This is a genomic window from Pseudochryseolinea flava, assembly GCF_003286915.1.
Lineage (GTDB): Bacteria > Bacteroidota > Bacteroidia > Cytophagales > Cyclobacteriaceae > Ohtaekwangia > Ohtaekwangia flava.
Window position 1 is genome coordinate 645,976 of sequence record NZ_QMFY01000001.1, and the last position, 18,518, is coordinate 664,493.

General features: G+C 43.2%; 17 protein-coding genes. 9 read left to right on the top strand and 8 right to left on the bottom strand.

Annotated elements, in window-relative coordinates; all coding sequences use genetic code 11:
• Window positions 1–26 precede the first annotated feature (26 nt).
• The 3 genes from DQQ10_RS02955 to DQQ10_RS02965 are packed head-to-tail and all read right to left on the bottom strand — an operon-like array spanning window position 27 to window position 2,792.
• The gene (locus DQQ10_RS02955; protein WP_133259514.1) at window positions 27–410 is read right to left on the bottom strand and encodes a hypothetical protein; all 384 of its coding nucleotides are present in this window, start codon (window positions 408–410) and stop codon (window positions 27–29) included.
• Between the two features lie 28 nt (window positions 411–438).
• Complete coding sequence (gene feoB, locus DQQ10_RS02960) at window positions 439–2,559, bottom strand: ferrous iron transport protein B (protein ID WP_112745290.1); 2,121 nt, start codon at window positions 2,557–2,559, stop codon at window positions 439–441.
• The gene (locus DQQ10_RS02965; RefSeq protein ID WP_245970245.1) at window positions 2,559–2,792 is read right to left on the bottom strand and encodes a FeoA family protein; all 234 of its coding nucleotides are present in this window, start codon (window positions 2,790–2,792) and stop codon (window positions 2,559–2,561) included. The genes feoB and DQQ10_RS02965 overlap by 1 nt, the downstream gene beginning before the upstream one ends.
• A gap of 114 nt (window positions 2,793–2,906) precedes the next feature.
• Between DQQ10_RS02965 and DQQ10_RS02970 the strand changes: the two genes are divergently transcribed.
• Complete coding sequence (locus tag DQQ10_RS02970; protein ID WP_112745291.1) at window positions 2,907–3,089, top strand: hypothetical protein; 183 nt, start codon at window positions 2,907–2,909, stop codon at window positions 3,087–3,089.
• A 54-nt stretch (window positions 3,090–3,143) separates the two neighbouring features.
• Window positions 3,144–6,404: a T9SS type A sorting domain-containing protein gene (locus DQQ10_RS02975; protein WP_112745292.1), complete on the top strand. Its 3,261-nt coding sequence runs from the start codon at window positions 3,144–3,146 to the stop codon at window positions 6,402–6,404.
• On the opposite strand, the gene DQQ10_RS02980 is transcribed toward DQQ10_RS02975, so the two are convergent.
• The 3 genes from DQQ10_RS02980 to DQQ10_RS02990 form a co-directional block, all read right to left on the bottom strand.
• The gene (locus tag DQQ10_RS02980; protein ID WP_245970247.1) at window positions 6,391–7,389 is read right to left on the bottom strand and encodes a sulfite exporter TauE/SafE family protein; all 999 of its coding nucleotides are present in this window, start codon (window positions 7,387–7,389) and stop codon (window positions 6,391–6,393) included. The two genes, DQQ10_RS02975 and DQQ10_RS02980, sit on opposite strands and share 14 nt — an antisense overlap.
• A 130-nt stretch (window positions 7,390–7,519) precedes the next feature.
• Window positions 7,520–9,955: a bifunctional UDP-N-acetylmuramoyl-tripeptide:D-alanyl-D-alanine ligase/alanine racemase gene (locus DQQ10_RS02985; RefSeq protein ID WP_112745294.1), complete on the bottom strand. Its 2,436-nt coding sequence runs from the start codon at window positions 9,953–9,955 to the stop codon at window positions 7,520–7,522.
• 2 nt (window positions 9,956–9,957) lie between these two features.
• The gene (locus DQQ10_RS02990; RefSeq protein WP_112745295.1) at window positions 9,958–10,287 is read right to left on the bottom strand and encodes a tRNA-binding protein; all 330 of its coding nucleotides are present in this window, start codon (window positions 10,285–10,287) and stop codon (window positions 9,958–9,960) included.
• Between the two features lie 183 nt (window positions 10,288–10,470).
• On the opposite strand from DQQ10_RS02990, the gene DQQ10_RS02995 reads away from it, so the two are divergent.
• Window positions 10,471–10,836: a hypothetical protein gene (locus DQQ10_RS02995; RefSeq protein WP_133259515.1), complete on the top strand. Its 366-nt coding sequence runs from the start codon at window positions 10,471–10,473 to the stop codon at window positions 10,834–10,836.
• Between the two features lie 65 nt (window positions 10,837–10,901).
• Here DQQ10_RS02995 and DQQ10_RS03000 read toward each other — a convergent pair whose 3' ends face one another.
• Window positions 10,902–11,894 (bottom strand): aspartate-semialdehyde dehydrogenase, encoded by a 993-nt coding sequence (locus tag DQQ10_RS03000; protein WP_112745749.1) that lies wholly within the window; start codon window positions 11,892–11,894, stop codon window positions 10,902–10,904.
• Between the two features lie 52 nt (window positions 11,895–11,946).
• Here DQQ10_RS03000 and DQQ10_RS03005 point away from each other — a divergent pair, with 52 nt between their 5' ends.
• Window positions 11,947–14,274, top strand: coding sequence for a lamin tail domain-containing protein (locus DQQ10_RS03005; protein WP_112745297.1), 2,328 nt, complete (start codon window positions 11,947–11,949; stop codon window positions 14,272–14,274).
• Here DQQ10_RS03005 and DQQ10_RS03010 read toward each other — a convergent pair.
• Complete coding sequence (locus DQQ10_RS03010; protein WP_112745298.1) at window positions 14,271–14,990, bottom strand: pyridoxine 5'-phosphate synthase; 720 nt, start codon at window positions 14,988–14,990, stop codon at window positions 14,271–14,273. The genes DQQ10_RS03005 and DQQ10_RS03010 overlap by 4 nt on opposite strands.
• 65 nt (window positions 14,991–15,055) lie before the next feature.
• Here DQQ10_RS03010 and DQQ10_RS03015 point away from each other — a divergent pair, with 65 nt between their 5' ends.
• The 5 genes from DQQ10_RS03015 to DQQ10_RS03035 all read left to right on the top strand — a co-directional run bounded on the left by DQQ10_RS03015 (window position 15,056) and on the right by DQQ10_RS03035 (window position 18,489).
• Entirely contained in the window at window positions 15,056–15,508 is a 453-nt protein-coding gene (locus DQQ10_RS03015) for a GatB/YqeY domain-containing protein (RefSeq protein ID WP_112745299.1), read from the top strand.
• Window positions 15,505–16,002, top strand: a complete 498-nt coding sequence (locus DQQ10_RS03020) for a CvpA family protein (RefSeq protein ID WP_165823778.1) — start codon at window positions 15,505–15,507, stop codon at window positions 16,000–16,002. Before DQQ10_RS03015 ends, DQQ10_RS03020 begins: the two co-directional genes overlap by 4 nt.
• 62 nt (window positions 16,003–16,064) lie before the next feature.
• Window positions 16,065–16,817, top strand: a complete 753-nt coding sequence (locus DQQ10_RS03025) for an alpha/beta fold hydrolase (RefSeq protein WP_112745301.1) — start codon at window positions 16,065–16,067, stop codon at window positions 16,815–16,817.
• A gap of 80 nt (window positions 16,818–16,897) precedes the next feature.
• Window positions 16,898–17,536, top strand: a complete 639-nt coding sequence (locus DQQ10_RS03030; protein WP_112745750.1) for a CBS domain-containing protein — start codon at window positions 16,898–16,900, stop codon at window positions 17,534–17,536.
• A 77-nt stretch (window positions 17,537–17,613) separates the two neighbouring features.
• Entirely contained in the window at window positions 17,614–18,489 is an 876-nt protein-coding gene (locus DQQ10_RS03035; RefSeq protein ID WP_112745302.1) for an NAD kinase, read from the top strand.
• The last annotated feature ends 29 nt before the right edge of the window (window positions 18,490–18,518 follow it).

The window sequence follows — 18,518 nt, forward strand, 5'->3', positions numbered from 1 at the left end:
CCGAATTTATGAAAAGCGTTTGCAACCTATATCACTAGCGAGGGTGTACTTTTTGCGCGTGTTACAACTTCGTCGAATGCCACCCCTGCGCTCTTAATCGCGTACAGCAATAGCTTGATCTCCTTGATATCCACGCGGCCGTCAACTTCCGACATCTTATAGAGGAGCGCAAATACGTTGAGTTTCTCGGAAGAAGAGCATAATTGCAGTTCGGACATGGCAGCGTCGTAAACTTCACGCTCGGTCATGCCGCGAATTTTATCCTCAAACGCCATAAAAACAGCGTCTGAAATTTCTTCTGTCTCCCTGATCAGATAGAGCGCACGAAGCTCTCTCTCGTCGGTAATACCGTCAACATCGATCAAAAGCTTGACCAAGTAAAGTAGGCTGCACTGGTAATGTTGACTCATCGTTGAGATTTGATCCAAAGATAACGGATTACGACATGAACTGGAAAACGGCGAATGCCGAAACATATGCCAACACCGTCATGTACAGCAATTGAATCGCTGGCCATTTCCATCCTCTCGTTTCGCGATAGACGATGGCTAGCGTACTCATACATTGCATAGCAAAAGTGTAGAAAACCAATAGCGAAATACCGACGGCAGGCGTATAACGCGGACCACCAGTGTCAGGATTTACCTCCTGCGCCAAGCGATCTTTAATGGTGATGGCTTCATCTTCGGGCACGCTTCCAATGCTATAAATCGTTGTGATGGTACTGACAAAAACTTCGCGCGCAGCAAAAGAAGTAAGCAACGCGATACCGATTTTCCAATCATACCCAAGCGGCTTAATGACCGGTTCAATTGTTTTTCCAATGATCCCGGCATATGAGTTTTCGAGTTTGTATGCTGCAACGCGATCTTGAAAAGCCTGCTCAGTTAATCTTAAATTGGACGATTGATCGCGGACAACACTTTCTGCATTTTCCATTACGTCACCAGGTCCATAGTTGCCAAGTCCCCACAGAATTATTGAAATGGCGAGAATGATCTTACCCGCTTCCAGAACAAATGCTTTCGTCTTCTCAACAATCGTATAGCCAACATTCGACCATTTTGGAATTCTATAGGTAGGAAGTTCCATAATCAAGTAGCTCCTCTCCTGTACGCGAATGAGTAACTTCATGATATAAGCAGACATGATAGCAGCAACAAATCCGAGCAAGTACAAGCCCATGAATGCAAGCCCTTGTAAGTTGAAGACACCTAAAACGGTTTGCTCAGGAACAATCAGGGCAATTAAGATCGCGAAGATTGGAAGACGCGCAGAACAACTCATCAATGGCGTTACCATGATGGTAATGATTCGCTCTTTCCAATTATCAATCGTACGTGTCGCCATGATCGCTGGAATAGCGCATGCAACACCCGACATCAGCGGGACAACACTTTTGCCATTCAAACCAAACTTGCGCATAATTTTATCCATCAAGAATACTACGCGCGCCATATACCCCGACTCCTCGAGGATAGAAATGAATGCAAACAAAATTGCAATCTGCGGAACAAATATGACGATTCCCCCGATGCCAGGAATTACGCCATCGGTGAGTAGGCTAGTGAGTGGACCTGCCGGTAAAACATTCGTTAGATAGCTTGCAATCTGTCCGAATGTTTGATCGATAAAATCCATCGGCGCTTCTGCCCATGCAAAAATGGACTGGAATACAACAAGCAGAATAGAAAAGAAAATCAAATAGCCCCAAACCTTATGCGTGAGTATGCGATCAATTTTGGTGGAATAACTTTTCCAAGAATCATCAGCAGATTTTAAGATCGCAGAATTCAGTAGGTCTTGAATGACACCATAGCGTTGAATGGTTTCCGCACCTTGAAATTTACCAGGGAAGAATTGATGTTTTTCACGTATACGATTTACCGCAGCAATCTTTTCTTTTCCTAAAAAACCTATCGACTGTGGTTGCTCGAGGAACAGGTAAGCTTCGTAGTCGTTGTCTACTCCAAGTGATCCACGAAGTTCATTGACGGCCTCCTTTGCTTCTGGCCAAATATGAAAAATATTTTTTGAGATTTTTTCCGCAGGTGTCGCAAGTAGCTTTTTCAATTCATCGATGCCATCACCTTTTCTGGCGTTTAACGCGACAACAGGAATACCAAGCTTCTTTGAAAGCATGGTAAAGTCGTAAGAGATGCCAGCCTTAATCGCGAGGTCCATCATGTTCAACACGAGAATTGTTGGTAGCCCCATGTCTATCACTTGCGTCGCGAGCAACAGGCCGCGCTTAAGATTTGTAGCGTCGGCTACTACGACAACTTTGTCTGGTGTATTCGGCGAATGATGATCGAGCAAAATTTCAGAAACGATCTTTTCATCCAGGCTTCGCGGATAGATGCTATAGATACCTGGTAGGTCAACAACTTCAACAACACTGCCATCTAACAGCGTGGTGGTGCCCGATTTTTTTTCGACAGTTACGCCGGGGAAATTTCCGACTTTCTGATTGAGTCCGGTTAGGTGATTGAATAGCGAAGATTTTCCAGCATTTGGATTACCTACTAAAGCTATCTTAGAAGATGGCGCTTTTGACATTAATTCAGAATTGATATAGTGGCTGCCTCTTCAAGACGCAGTGAAAGTTCATAACCAGAAACACTGATACAAATTGGATCACCAAAAGGGGCTGCAAAATTAAATCTGACCGCGGCGCCAGGCAGGCAACCCATCTCCATCAGCTTTACAGAAAGTTGTTCATCTGTAAATCCCGCGACGATGGCCACCTCTCCGGGCTTCATTTGCGCCACATTTTTTACTTTTTCAGCCACTATTTAGATTAATTTTAAACAACAAAGATAGATGCCTGCCAATACCATCACAAAGATTTAAGGCTTTATTAATATTTTTCGGTGCTTTCGTGTTGATAAAGGCAAAGGGAAACTATGGTCGAAAAAGAAGAAAAAGACGGCAAAAACGAGGAAAAGAAAGATCTCGTTCGCGCTGACGACAAACCAGAAAATGCGTCGGAAAATAAATCGCAGGATGAAAAATCGGATGATGAAAGGCGATTTGACTTTGGTGGAATACCTGACAGAAACTTAAAGAAAAACCTCGGCTGCGGCTAAATGATTCGTTGGGCGTAAACGCGTAATTTTCTGTTACCGTTAGCCAACAATTCTATGAAATGCCCGATCTCAATACTGGGCGTCGTCAGCTTCATGCTACTCCATGCTATTGAGCTCCGCGCCCAAGTCACTACTATTAAAACAGGGCGATGGAGTTCGCCATCAACTTGGTCGACAGGTATCGTGCCCGACGCAAGTGTATCACAGATTGCTATCCTCCACGACGTTGCCATTCCTCGCGACACCGTTGTCAGTGCAAACGAGCTGACCGTTCGCGCGAGATTACTCATCGAAAAAAATGCTACGTTAATTCTCACACACGAAACCAATGCAAGTGCCGACCTTACCGTCGAGGATGGTAAACTACATGTGTATGGCAATATTGAATGTCAAGATGGAGCCGTTTTTTTCGGAACAACGGCTTCCAATACTTTTTTCTTTGACAGTGCTGTTTATGAACATCAATATTCGGCCACTGCGGGAGAGCCTCCGCTTGCGAGTTGGTCAAAAAATGCTGTGATGCTAATTACCGGATACACTTCAGGGAAATCTCTTAACAGCCCACGTTGGAATCAGTCATACGGAAACGTCATTTACGATTGCGCCGGTCAACGATCCGGATCTTTTGTTGAAATGCTTGGCAACATCCAACATGTAAAAGGAAACTTCATTGTTCGAAATACCAATAGCGGCATTCTGAGATTATCACTTGATAGAACAGCCCTAACAAATATTTTTATAGAAGGAGATTTGATCATAGAAGGTCATTCTGAATTTTGGGTTGGAAGGGATTCAAACATATCGTTACATGTCGGCGGCGATTTTGTATTTCATTCAACGGCCACTGCATCAACATACTTAACCACTACAGGCAATACGAAAGTTGTTGTTGATGGAAGTATGCTGATCAACAGTACTGCGCCGTTTCGATTTGCCTCCAGTGGCGGCGGGCACAGCGCGCTACATGTTCACAAAAATTTCATGCTCAATGCTGGTAATGTTACCGTGCTCCCCTTAGGAACAGGTGAAATAATTTTCGATGGTCATGGAGAACAAGTGTTTCACATCGGAGGCACACTCGCAGCGGGCATCGATGCAATTGCAGATTCAACGCGGGTTACGATCACAAACAATTCTCGATTAGGTGGAAACTTGTTACTGAAAAATGATGCGTCCCTAACGTTGCCTCCAACATTCTCTTTGGGTGGGAATCTGGAAATCGACAACAGTTCTTCAATCGATAACCACGAGGGTACGCTACGTTTAACCGGCGCCACGCATCAACAAATCAACGTCGCTGGCGACACATTGTACCACATTGATGTGGTCAAGAATTCTGGAACAACAATCCAGTTCACCGGTCCAATTCATCTTCGCGAAATGTTAGCGGTCGAGTCGCCAAACATTACCATTCAATCTGATGGTAATCTCGTTTTATTATCACAATCCGACGACGGCAACATTGATGGTTCAATTGGAAAACTTCCCAGCGGTAGTACTGTGACTGGAAACGTAGTCGTTCAGCGTTACATGTCAGGCGAAGGAAAAATATACCGATACATTTCATCGCCTGTGAAGGACGCGACGATTGCGGATTGTAAGGATGATTTTCCGGTGACAGGAACCTTTTCAGATCCAAGTAGTGGAAATGGTTTAGCATCGGCGAGTCCATCGTTATTTGCTTATGATGAATCACTCACGTCGAACGCAGGATGGTTGCCCTTTCCACTTTCCGGATTGAGTTCAGAAAATCATTTGGCTGTGGGTAAAGGCTACGCTACATTCATTCGAAAAGCAAACACCGCGACGGTATGGGATGTGACGGGTACGTTGAATCAACATGAAATTTCTGTTGGGCTAACATTTACCCCGAGTGGTGATGTTGCAAACGATGGGTGGAATCTTGTCGGAAATCCTTATGCATGCGCCATCGCTTGGGATGAGGGAACAGGATGGCAAAAATTCAATGTAGCCGACAAAGTTGCTGTTAAAGACAACGGCTCAGGAATATTTCGCTATTGGTCAGATGGAATCGGAAGTCTAGATGGCGGACGTATCGCAAAGGGCCAGGCTTTCTGGGTTCAAGCAATTGGTGCAAATCCAACAATTACAATAAATGAAAATGCGAAGGCCAACCGAAGCGCCGAATTCCACCGAATGCCGACACAAGTTTATGATTATATCGAAATCAGTCTAGAACATCAAGGCAATTATGACAACGCATTCATAAGACAAAAGCCAGGAACAACTTACAAAATGGATGGCGCCGATCTGATTAAATGGACGAACGATCATTATAACCTATCATTTCCAACGGATAGCGTCGATCTTGTGATTCAAAATATTGACCATGTCGATCATGGCGGCGCTATCCCGTTACGTCTTTATTTCGCGAAAGATTCTCGTGATCAATGGATCAAGTCACCGAAGGGAGAATATTCAATTGCAGCAACACGCAATGGAACGTTTTCGAATACAGAAATCTATTTGAATGATCAGTTTACAAAAAGAAGGTTAAAGCTCCATGAGACTTATGCTTTTCAAATTACCAACGACGAGGCAAGCTACGCTGATGATCGTTTTTTCCTAGACATTATTGGTGACACATCGATACATGAAATCAACGTGACGACAGAACATATCGATTGTGATTCGACACGTTTGTCGTTCAGCAATTTACAGGCCGGCATCGGCTACGATGTTGAATTAAATGGCCGGCGCATAGCACAATTCTTTTGTAGCCATAACGATCACAAGTCACGATCGATTACGATCTCCAAAAAAGAAATGAATGTGATCGCGAACCTAGTATTGGTGTCCGGTAGGAATGCCTTCCAACATAAAAAATTGAGCGCCATTACATTTGACACACCTCAGAAGCATGACCTAAAAATTCACGAGCATAACGGCGTCCTGTCTGTTGATGGTGTAGCTGGAAAAATTCAGTGGTATTTCAACGACGTGAAATTGGAAGGTGATACGCTCAGTACATCCGATGTCCGCACCTTTGGAACTTATCGTGTTGAAGTCACGAACAACGGTTGTGTATCATCAGCGTCACACGCGCTTGTTAACGGAGAAAATGAAATTCAATGTTATCCTAATCCAGTAAAACAGATGTTGACGATCGATGCGCGCGAGTCTATTCAATCCCTGCAACTGACAGACTCAAGAGGGCGAGAAGTTTTTCAAACAAGGGGCATTAATGCCAATCGTTTTTCTATCGATACAAATGGACTTGTCAACGGCATCTATACCATTATCGTGGAAGATGCGCGAGGGTGGCGAATAAAAAAGATTGTTAAGATAGAGTAGCAAACAGCGATTGGATCTTGTCGATCAACGGCGGCAATCCTTTGTAAACAATTCGGATGCTTACCAGAATTACAACAACCCCAACCACGAGCATGAGACGTTTAGTCGAAATCCTACTAGAGAGATAGGCAGCAATCGGTGCGGCAACTAGTCCGCCTAAGATAAGACCGGCGATAATTTGCCAATGTTCGATTCCTAAAACCAAAAAGAAAGTGAACGAACTTGCGAGCGCCACAAAAAATTCCGCCAGGTTAACGGATCCAATGGTATAGCGGGGATGACGTCCGCCAGCAATCAATGTAGACGATACGATTGGTCCCCAGCCGCCACCGCCAACAGAATCCATAAATCCACCAAATGCCGCTAAACCTGGTATTCGATTCGATTTTATTCTTCGCTTAATTCCAACGATGGCCTTTTGAATAATCACAATACCCAAATACAAAGTATAAAAACCAACAATGGGCTTCAGAATGTAATCATACGCCTCCAACGAACTGAGCACATAAGCACCAAGTGCGGCACCAATCACGCCAGGAAGCAAAAGCGTCTTCAGAAGTTTTTTATTGACATTTCTAAATTTCAAATGCATCAGACCCGATGCTCCGCTGGTAAAAACTTCAGATGCATGAATACTAGCGCTCGCAGCCGACAAAGGCACGCCGACAGTTAACAAGAATGTTGTCGCACTAACGCCATAGGCCATCCCTAAAGCGCCATCAATCATTTGGGCTACAAAACCCGCGAGCAGGAAAAAATAAAAATCACTGGAAAGGTCACCGAATGCGTCGTTGCTAATCGTGACGATATTTTCGTAGTAGAATGTTCCAAGAAATACCAGACTAAGTACAGCAACAACAATAGCTATCGTATATAACAATTTCCATTGAGACGACTCTGAACTTACTTCAGCCTCTTCTACCGGCGCAACCTCCTCCCGTTCCTGCACTTCTATTGTATCCTCTTGTAGTAAGTTTTTGCTCAAAATTGGTGGATTTATCCCTTAGTCTACAGAATTAGTAGACAAATATGCGGCCTCTTGAGCGAAATGTCAAAATAATCTTAAAACTACCGTAGATTCTTTTTACGCAAACGTTTGAAACGCGCCCATCTCCTTATAAACTACCCGCCACAAACACACGCTTTACCCTTTCACTGGTGTTTGTTAGAATTTCGTATGGAATCGTATTGATACTGCGCGCGATCTCTTGAATTGGCAAGCCATTACCGAAGATGATTACCTCGTCTCCTTCTACGGCCTCGATATCACTAAGATTGATCATCGTCATATCCATACAAACATTGCCAATCACGGGGGCCTTTTTCCCATTCACCAAAACATGACCGACACCGCGACTAAAAGCGCGCGTAAATCCATCTGCGTATCCTATCGCAATAGTGCCGATTCGCGTTGTTCGGTCTGTTACACCCCTTCTCCCATAACCAACACTTTCGCCGGCACTAATTTCCTTGATCTGTGAAATGACAGTCTTCAGTGTTGCAACTGGCTTGAGTTGATCGAATCCTTCGTTAGTTGGATCAACGCCGTAAAGGCCAATTCCAAGTCGAACCATGTCAAACTGAAACTGCGGCAAACGCAATATTCCCGGTGAATTCAAAATGTGAAACAATGGTCTATATCCAATTGCAAAAGCTATTTTCTCAGCGTGCAATTTGAACTGATCCGCCTGATGTTTCGAAAAATCATCATGGGTATGTTCATCAGCCCCAGCAAGGTGACTAAATATCGAAGCTACTTTTATATGATGATTGCTTTTTAGATGTGCAATCAATGTATCGACGTCCTTAGGTTCAAATCCCAGTCGATGCATTCCAGTATCTAATTTCAAATGAACTTTGCATGACCGACCATTCAGTTCCTTCAGCAACGCATCCAACAAACTAAAACTGTAAATCTCTGGCTCAAGATCGTATTGAAGCATAGCGTCAAAACTATCAGCACTGGGATTCATCACCATAATCGGCAATGACGAATTGTTTTTTCGCAATTCAATTCCTTCATCTGCGTAAGCAACACCTAGGTAATCGGCGCGATGATACTGCAACAAATTCGCTACTTCCGCACTACCACTTCCATAGGCAAAAGCCTTTACCATTACCATGACTTTCGTTTTTGGCAACAGCAGTGATTTGAAATAATTGAGATTGTGAACAAGTGCATCTAAATCAATTTCCATCACGGTTCCATGGACTTTCTTTTGAAGCCGCGCTGTTATTTTTTCAAATGCGAAACTTCGAGCGCCCTTTACTAAAATCACTTCATCCTGAAAATCGTCGAACGGATGATCGTTGAGAAAATCATCTGTAGATGCGTAAAAAAAATGTTTGCCCGTAAAAAAATTTTTATGCGTTGATAAAATGGGTCCGATACCGATAAACTTAGTCACACCACTGCCATTGATCAGGCTAGAAATTTGAGAAACAAGCGTTGTCGGTGTAAGTCCTGATTCAAGGATATCGGACAAGATGACCGTTTTGTTTCTCTTCTGATGTTGGTGCAACAAGAACTGAATACTAATGTCAAGTCCACCGAGATCGTTATTATAAGTGTCGTCTATTATCTGCGAACCATTGATACCGTCTTTTAGCTCAAGTCTCATCGGAATAGCGCGTAGGCCAGCGATGCGTTGCTGGATAGTATTAACATCGTATCCCTTGTAAATGAGCAATGTCACGATGTGGAAAATATTTTCTATGGACGCTTTATCAATGAAAGGAATTTGAATATCGATGCTTCTGTCGTCAATATTGATCGCGAAAGAATCGCCAATTTTTTTTACGACAAGGTCTGCGTCAGGCGACTCACCCCAACTTACGCTTGTGATGGATGTAGTCCGAATTACGTTGTCAATTTCATCGTGATCTTTACAATAGATCAATATTTCGCTATTGGCGAAAAGCTTGAGTTTTTCTTTGATCTTCTCAGTACGGCTATTGAAACCTTCATCATGCGCAGTGCCAATGTTTGTAAATATGCCTATGGAAGGTTGAATGATTTCTTCAAGCTGCGCCATTTCATCGCGCTGAGAAATTCCAGCTTCAAAGATACCCAACTGATGATGCGCTTGCATTTGCCATACCGACAGCGGCACACCAACCTGTGAGTTATAGCTACCTGGGTTTTTCACAACATTTAAGTTGCGCGACAAAATTTGATAGAGCCACTCCTTAACAATGGTTTTACCATTGCTTCCTGTGATACCAATTACGGGTATGGTAAACTGCGCGCGATGATAAGCTGCAAGGCGTTGTAATGCATGAACCGCAGAAGGAACTTGAATCACATTGCACTCTTCTGTAAAAGCACTCGCGTCAAAATGCTCAACAATAAATTGTTTTATGCCTTTAGATACGAGTTCACGCAAGTACCGATGACCATCATGCCGCTCACCTTTGATGGCAAAGAATAGCGCGCCTTGGTATGAAGATATTTTTCGACTATCGATATACAAGTGCTCAATCGAATCGTCGTGGTGAAACGCAACATGTTGTCCGCCGATAATATTGACGAGTTGTGAAAAGAGAATCATGCTTAGTATAATCTTGCCCCGTTTGGAACAGGTTTATCAACACTGGTTAAAATGACTTGATGATGGTCGTCTGCAAAACCCGTTACGAGTATTTCAGAAGTAAAGGGACCAATTTGTTTTGGCGGAAAGTTAACCACACAGATCACTTGTTTACCAATAAGTGTGTCGGGTTCGTAATGATGTGTTATCTGAGCGCTGGACTTTTTAACACCGAGAGGGCCAAGGTCGACCCAAAGCTTGATCGCAGGTTTCCGTGCCTGTGCGAAATGCTCGGCTTGAACGATCGTGCCCGCTCGTAAGTCAATTTTCATGAAGTCATCCCAAGTGACCATGGTCGTTTTTGTTAAATAGTTGTTAAGGAGTGATGGTAAAACTGACTAAAAGCTTAAAATTTCTTACATAGCATCCTATTCAGATGCTTGTATGCGCAAATAAATGGCAATACACGTTTAATTTCGTACTTTGTTGAAACAAAAAATAAAATTCTGACGTTAAGCAATCCACCTGAACTGAGCATGAAGCTTAACTATCGTCAAATACTGCTGGCTTGCCTCATAAGCTTATCCACCGTAGCTGTTTCCAGTGCGGCAAATGCTCAGGATGCCCACTATCCAACGATCGAGGAAATTAAAGACGATGCAACATTCACCACCTGGAGCGAAACAGATCCGAAGAATGGCCCGGTAAAAACACCAAAGGATTCCGCAGTCGCAAATACAAAATCCTCGGTTCGTCCTCTAAAAGTAGCAGATACCAAGACCTCTAAGACTGAATCAGAACAAAACGTAAAAGAGAAAGAAGAAGAAGACGATTCGGTTCTCTCATTCAATTTCCTTTACTACATCTTTCAGAAATACAAACTTCAAGATATCGTAGATTAACTACCGTCTCATAAAAAAAGAAACCCGCCATAAGCGGGTTCTTTTATTTCTAGTGGCATCGTCTATTAATAAACGAGGCTTCTTTCCATCATAAACTCAGCAATTTGAACCGCATTTGTCGCTGCACCTTTTCTCAAGTTGTCAGCCACAATCCACATGTTCAAAGTGTTTTCTTGTGATTCGTCTCTGCGGATACGTCCTACAAAAACTTCATCACGACCTTTTGAATTGATCGGCATTGGATAGATGTTGTTTTTCGGATCATCTTGCACGATAACACCTGGTGTGCTCGACAAGATTGAACGAATTTCGCTAAGGTTAAATTCTTCGTAGAATTCAACGTTCACCGCTTCAGAATGTCCGCCAATAGAAGGAATTCGAACCGTTGTTGAAGTCACGCCTATTTTTTGATCGCCAAGAATTTTACGTGTTTCATTGGTCATCTTCATTTCCTCTTTAGTATATCCATTATCTAAGAATGAATCGATGTGAGGAAGTGCATTCATATCGATAGGGTGAGGGTAAACCTTTGGTCCATCAACGCCTTGACGTTCGTTCATCATTTGCTGAACAGCGTCTTTTCCTGTTCCTGTAACAGATTGATATGTCGAAACGACAATACGCTTAATTTTATATTTAACATGGAGCGGCGCGAGTGCCATCACCATCTGGATCGTTGAACAATTTGGATTAGCGATAATGCGGTCGTCGATCGTCAACACATTACCGTTGATCTCAGGAACAATCAATTTTTTTGTTGGATCCATTCTCCAAGCAGAAGAATTGTCGATCACAATTGAACCTGCCTCCGCGAACTTCGGCGCCCAATCCAATGATGTACCTCCACCTGCGGAAAAAATCGCGATATCCGGAGCAAGCTTAACAGCCTCCTCGATGCTCTTGATTGTATATTCCTTACCCTTAAACTTTAACACTTGACCTACCGATTTGGCAGATGCAACCAAATACAATTCGTCGAAAGGAAAACTTCTTTCCTCCAATACGTTCAGGATTTCCTGGCCCACAAGTCCGGTGGCTCCTACTACTGCAAGTTTCATTTTGTTTGTTAAATTTAAGAGTCCGCAAAAATAAGATTTTACCGTTGTGCCCATGAAAAAAATCAATCAAAAATTCAGTTTTTGTATCCTGAAAACGTTTACGGAAAAGATTTTAATAACTTTTTTCGTCTTCTATTGCTCCCAACAAATGTTCGCTCAAGTGTCTGATAATTTTGCAGATGGCAATTTTAGCAGCAATCCAATCTGGCAAGGAAATGACTCCTCATTTTCGGTAATTGGTGAGATCCTTCAGCTAACTAGTTTGCCACAGTCGGCAACCAAGTACCTGTCAACAGTCAGCAGTGCAATCAACAATGCATCGTGGGTGTGTCGTGTGCGTTTAAATTTCAATCCCTCATCATCCAATTTTGCGCGATTTTACCTTGCTTCCGATCAACCTGACCTAACCCAAGATTTAAATGGATATTTTGTCTCGCTCGGTGGATCTGACGATGAAGTCTGTCTTTATAAACAAACCGGAACGACGGTCACAAAAATTATTGATGGTCCCGATGGTGAACTCGACAACGCAAGTGTCGATGTCGCCGTGAAAGTAGAACACGATGCCAATGGCCAATGGATTCTCTCGCGCGATTTATCACGGAGTGGCCAGTTTTTAGAGATCGGTCGCGCGGACGACAACCAACATATAAAGTCGCTTTTTTCTGGCATCTACTGTCGCTTCACCACCACAAGAAGCAGTCATTTCTTCTTCGACGATTTTCAAATCAATGGCGAACCCTACACGCCTCCTCCCGCGATCGACTATAAAGATTTAATCATCACAGAAATTTTCGCCGACCCATCGCCATCCGAACAGTTACCTGAAAGTGAGTTTATCGAACTTCTCAATCGTAGCAATAACACCATCTCATTAGAAGGCATCTCGATTTCTGATGGGACTACAACAACAAAATTCAGTGGCGATAAAGTACCCGCGGGTGAATACATCATTGTTTGTTCATCATCCAGTGCAAGTGATTATGCTCCGTTCGGAAGAGTTGTTCCCGTTGTATCGTTTCCCTCATTACATAACGATGGCGAGAGACTCACGCTAAAAAAGGATGAAAAATTAATTGAAGAAGTGGAGTACACAATAAAAAGCTATCATCATAATATAAAAGCCGACGGTGGATGGACACTTGAGCTAATCGATATCAACAACAAATGTAGTGATGAACGTAATTGGTCTGCGTCAGAAGATCAATCCGGCGGAACACCGGGCAAAATAAACTCCATTGCCGCCGAAAAACCAGATCGCACAGCACCTGTTGTCGAGCGCGCCGTCGCGTCAGCGGATTCTCTATTCATATCGTTTGATGAACGCATCGACCTTCCGACAGCAGCATCTTTTTCAATTCGTCCGACGACAGAAATCCAGTCTATCCATTTTATCAATGACCGAAATAAGAAGATCGTTGTAAAAGTCGGCAAGGCATTCGAACGCGATACAAACTACGAATTGATAGTGAACAACATTAGGGATTGCAGTGGCAACCTATTGGAGAATGTAGCAGTTCAATTTGCCGTACCTCAAGATGCCGATAGTATGGATATTGTCTTGAACGAAATCTTGTTCAACCCTCGCCCAACTGGAGTCGACTTTATCGAACTATACAACGCCTCCAAGAAACATGTTAACCTAAAAAATTGGACAATCTCAAGACAGCAGGATGGTAGAATAACCGATCAGCACGCGATCACCAACGAGGATATAATTTTTAAACCTGGCTCGTATGCACTACTCACGGTCGACGGTGATATTGTCAGCAGCGAATACGCCAATGCGAAACGTGAAAACTTTTTAGTTGTTGATGCACTCACGCCCATGAACGATGACGAAGGTGAGATCATTCTGCGGGATGCCGGAGGAAGAACGATCGACCAGTTCATGTACAACGAAACGATGCACGAACCTTTTATTAAAGATGAAGAAGGGGTGTCGCTCGAAAGGATAGAGGCAAATGCATCGACTCAATCTCCCAGCAATTGGAAATCTGCGGCTGCTACTGCTGGCTTCGGTACGCCTGGTCTAATCAACTCTATGACGAGGTCTACCGACGTTTCCGTTTCTGACAATATCAGCATTTCGCCACCGTCATTCGTTCCGCAGAATGCTCTCCAAAGCTTCACGCAGATCCATTACAATTTTGACAAAGGTGGCTTAATCGGAAACGTAAGAATCATAGACGCAAATGGTCGACCGATACGTACACTGGCTGTCAACACGCTACTCAGTACCAACGGTTTTTTCCGTTGGGATGGTGATCGCGACGACGGTTTAAAGGCCCGCGTTGGATACTACATGGTACACGTGGAGGTGTTCGATTCTACCGGAAACGTATCTACCTATAAAGAACCCGTTGCGATTGGTTTTTAGGTGCGTGACAGTTGACGCAGATATAATTGAATCGTGTTCTCCAAACCTAGATATAAAGCATCGCAGATAAGGGCGTGGCCGATCGATACTTCATCGAGAGAAGGAATGTTGTCTGCTAAGAATTTGAGGTTATCCAAATCTAAGTCGTGACCAGCGTTGACGCCTAGTCCGAGTTGCTTGGCAACCTTTGCGCTTTCAGCGTACGGTTTCACAGCGATGTCTCGTTGCACGGAAAATTCGCGCGCATAGGGTTCCGTGTAAAGCTCAATTCTGTCGGCGCCAATTTTTGCAGCACCTTCAACCATTCGCGGTGTAGGATCTACAAATATAGACACGCGCACACCAAGCGCTTTAATCGCTTTAGTAACGTCGGCGAGCTGAGATGCATTCGCAAGCGTATCCCATCCGGCGTTGGAGGTTATCGCTTCTGGCGGGTCGGGCACAAGGGTTGCTTGCGCTGGTTTCACCGTTCTAATGAGATCCATATATCGATCATCCGGGTAGCCTTCGATGTTAAACTCCGTTGCAACAACTGACTTTAATTTAAGCACATCGTCATATCGAATATGCCTTTCGTCAGGCCTTGGATGGACCGTGATTCCCTGAGCACCAAATCGTTCACAATCAATTGCTGTTTTGATTACATCCGGATTATTTCCTCCCCGCGCATTTCGGAGTGTAGCAATTTTATTAATATTGACGCTGAGTCTGGTCATGTATCTCGCGATTAAAGGTTACTTGAATTAATATTCAGCTCGAAAATAATACTAAACGGAAAACTATGAGTCTCAAACAACAAATTGATGGTGATATTAAGAAAGCAATGCTGGCGAAAAACAAGGAAGAGCTTGAGGCATTGCGCGCTATCAAATCGATGATACTGTTAGCCGAGACTGAGAAAGGTGTTTCTGCTGAAATTACTGCCGACGCTGAGAATAAATTGTTGATGAAAGCCGCTAAGCAGAGGAAAGAATCAGCTGATATTTTTTCACAACAAGGGCGGAACGATTTGGCGGAACGTGAGAATCAACAACTTGAAATCATTTCTAGATATTTACCAAAACAAATGTCGAATGAAGAGTTGGAAGTCGCATTGAAAGCATTAATTGCTGAAGTCGGTGCAAAGGGTCCGCAAGATATGGGTAAAGTGATGGGGAACGCGAGTAAAAAATTTGCCGGTCAAGCTGATGGGAAACTCATTTCGGAATTAGTTAAAAAATTGTTGACGCCTTGAGCAAAGTTGACCTTATACTAGCCTTAATAATTTGCGCTGGAGCCTACGGTGGCTTCAAAGATGGATTTATCCTTGAGTTAATTTCTTTCTTCGCCATCGTGATCGGCGTCTTCGCCGGATTCAAACTTATGGCCTGGGGGATGGTGTACCTTGAGCGCGAATTCGTGGTTGATCCCAACGCTGCTCCTTACATCGCATTTGGTGCCGTCTTCTTTTCCGTCATATTCTTAGCCAATCTGCTGTCAAAACTTATCCGACCGAGGTTTGAAAAACCAATGCTTGGCATTGTTGATCAATCCGTTGGTGCGGCTATCGGTTTTGTTAAAACAGCTTTTATGCTCAGTATTCTCCTCTGGCTATTTACTTCCATGAAGTTTTATTTTCCAGACGGCTGGGTTAAAGGATCATGGTTGCTACCCTTCATTGCCGATCTAGCACCTGGAACTACACACTGGCTCGCTACGTTTATACCTTTTTTTGAAGGCCTGTTTTAAGTTCCTTTAAATCTTTTCATTCTGAATTATTTTTTTGTTTACTTATCGCTAATAAACACATCATGCCTTTAGAAGTTAAAGCAGAGAACGATTTTAAATTTGTTGACGAGGGACAGGGGCCTGTGCTGCTCCTATTACATGGACTTTTCGGTGCACTTAGTAATTGGGAGGGTGTAGTGAGTCGCTTTTCTAAAAAATATCGCGTCGTTATTCCGATGCTTCCTATTTATGAAATGCCCATACGGGAAGCTGGACTAGAAGGCCTTCGCAAATTTGTTGAGGATTTTGTCGCTTACAAGAAATTGTCTGACATGACAATCATGGGGAATAGTTTGGGAGGACATGTGGCGTTGATCTATACGTTAAAGAATGCAGAAAAAGTAAAGAAGTTGATCCTCACTGGCAGTTCTGGACTTTTTGAAGATTCAATGGGAGGATCTTATCCAAAACGTGGAAATTACGAGTACATCCGAGAACGCGTGTCCTACACGTTTTATGATCCTAAAGTGGCTACTAAAGAACTGGTGGATGAAGTTTTTGAAACCACTAACAGCATTCCCAAATGTATGCGAATCGTGGCTATTGCAAAATCGGCCCAACGACACAACATGGCAGACGAAATTCCGAACATTAAAGCCCCAACCTTGCTCGTGTGGGGATTAAATGATACAATTACACCACCAATTGTTGCCCACGAATTCAACAGACTAATTCCATTTTCCGAACTGAAATTCATTGATAAATGCTCGCACGCACCAATGATGGAACATCCGGAAAAATTTAATGAATTGGTCGAAGACTTTTTAGCGCGCTAGCGTATATAGAGGAAATCCTCTCGGTATTGAATTTGCGTACATAAATATAAAACGTGATAGCTGAAGACCTCATAAACCACATGATCCCACCCTTAAAAGGATCGGACGATGCTCACAAAGCAATCGTTTGGATGGAGGAATTCCGCTGTAATTTTTTGCCAGTCGTCGACAACAATCTCTTACTCGGATTTATTTCCGAGGAGATCATTCTTGAAAAAAATGACATTGAAAAAAATGTCAAAGACTTTGACTTAGTTGGACAGCAATGCTATGTGCATCTCGACACACACTTTTACGACATTCTTAAAGTAGCCGCAGAACATAAATTGCAGATGGTTGCTGTACTCACAGAAGATAACGCGTACAATGGCGTCATTACTGTGCAAGATACATTGACATCTTTCGCACAAACGGCAGCAGTGCAGCTCCCCGGTGGAATACTGGTGCTTTCCATGAATCACGTTGACTACTCGCTGGCAGAAATTAGCAGACTCGTCGAGGAAAACCATGCTAAAATCCTCAGTAGTATCGTGAAAGAAGATCCACTTGATCCGGGCAAGTTGCGTCTTACACTGAAGATCAACCAGAAAGATCTATCCAGAATTGTAGCAACGCTCGAACGTTTCAATTACCGAGTTATCGGTCGCTATCAGGAAAATAAACCCGTTGCTGGCGAGAAGGATCGCATCGATATGCTCTTGCGATATCTCGATATTTAAGCTTGATGTTTTGCCCCTTCGCATGTGCTCCCTATCTTTAACTTAGGACATTCCTCTCATTTTTTAACTGACCTCGCATGCGGCTTGCCATCCACGGAAAAGAATTCAATAGACAATCGGCACCAGTGATCATCCGATTATTTGAAATTCTTACGATCCGGAAGATTGAATTTATTGTTTCCACAAACTTCAGTCGGTATCTCAAATCAGCCGCCTTCAAAAAATTCCGATTCAAAACATTTGAACCCGGCAACGCTTTAAAGGGCATTGATTTTTTTATCAGCATTGGTGGCGACGGCACACTACTCGAATGCGTAACCTTCATTGGAAGTAACGAGATCCCTGTGCTCGGTATCAACACCGGTAGACTCGGTTTCCTTGCTACCATCAATAAGGATGATACCGAACAGGCAATTACGCACCTCCTTTCTGGTGCATTTCGATTAGATAAGCGCGCAATATTGAAGCTTGAAACGAGCAAACCAGTATTCGGAAAAATGAACTTTGCATTGAATGATTTTTCTGTGGTGAAAAAAGATTCATCATCGATGATCACGATTCATACTTACATCGACGGAGAATTCCTAAATTCATACTGGGCAGATGGAATTATTGTATCCACGCCAACGGGTTCAACCGGATACTCCTTGAGTTGTGGTGGACCTTTGATTTTTCCGAGGTCGGGCAACTTCGTGATCACGCCGGTGAGTCCACACAACTTGACGGTAAGGCCTATTGTTGTTTCCGACTCTTCCGAGATTACTTTTAGAGTTGAAGGGCGGAGTAAAAAATTTTTGGTGTCACTTGATTCAAGAATTGCTTCCGTTGACGCTTCGATTAAATTGAAAGTATCAAAAGGTAATTTTAGTGTCAACCTTATCCAATTGGAAGGACAGCACTATTTTAAAACGTTGAGGCAAAAGCTCAATTGGGGGTTGGACATCCGTAATTGAATTTTTAGTATGTTTGTAGTCCGCTGATT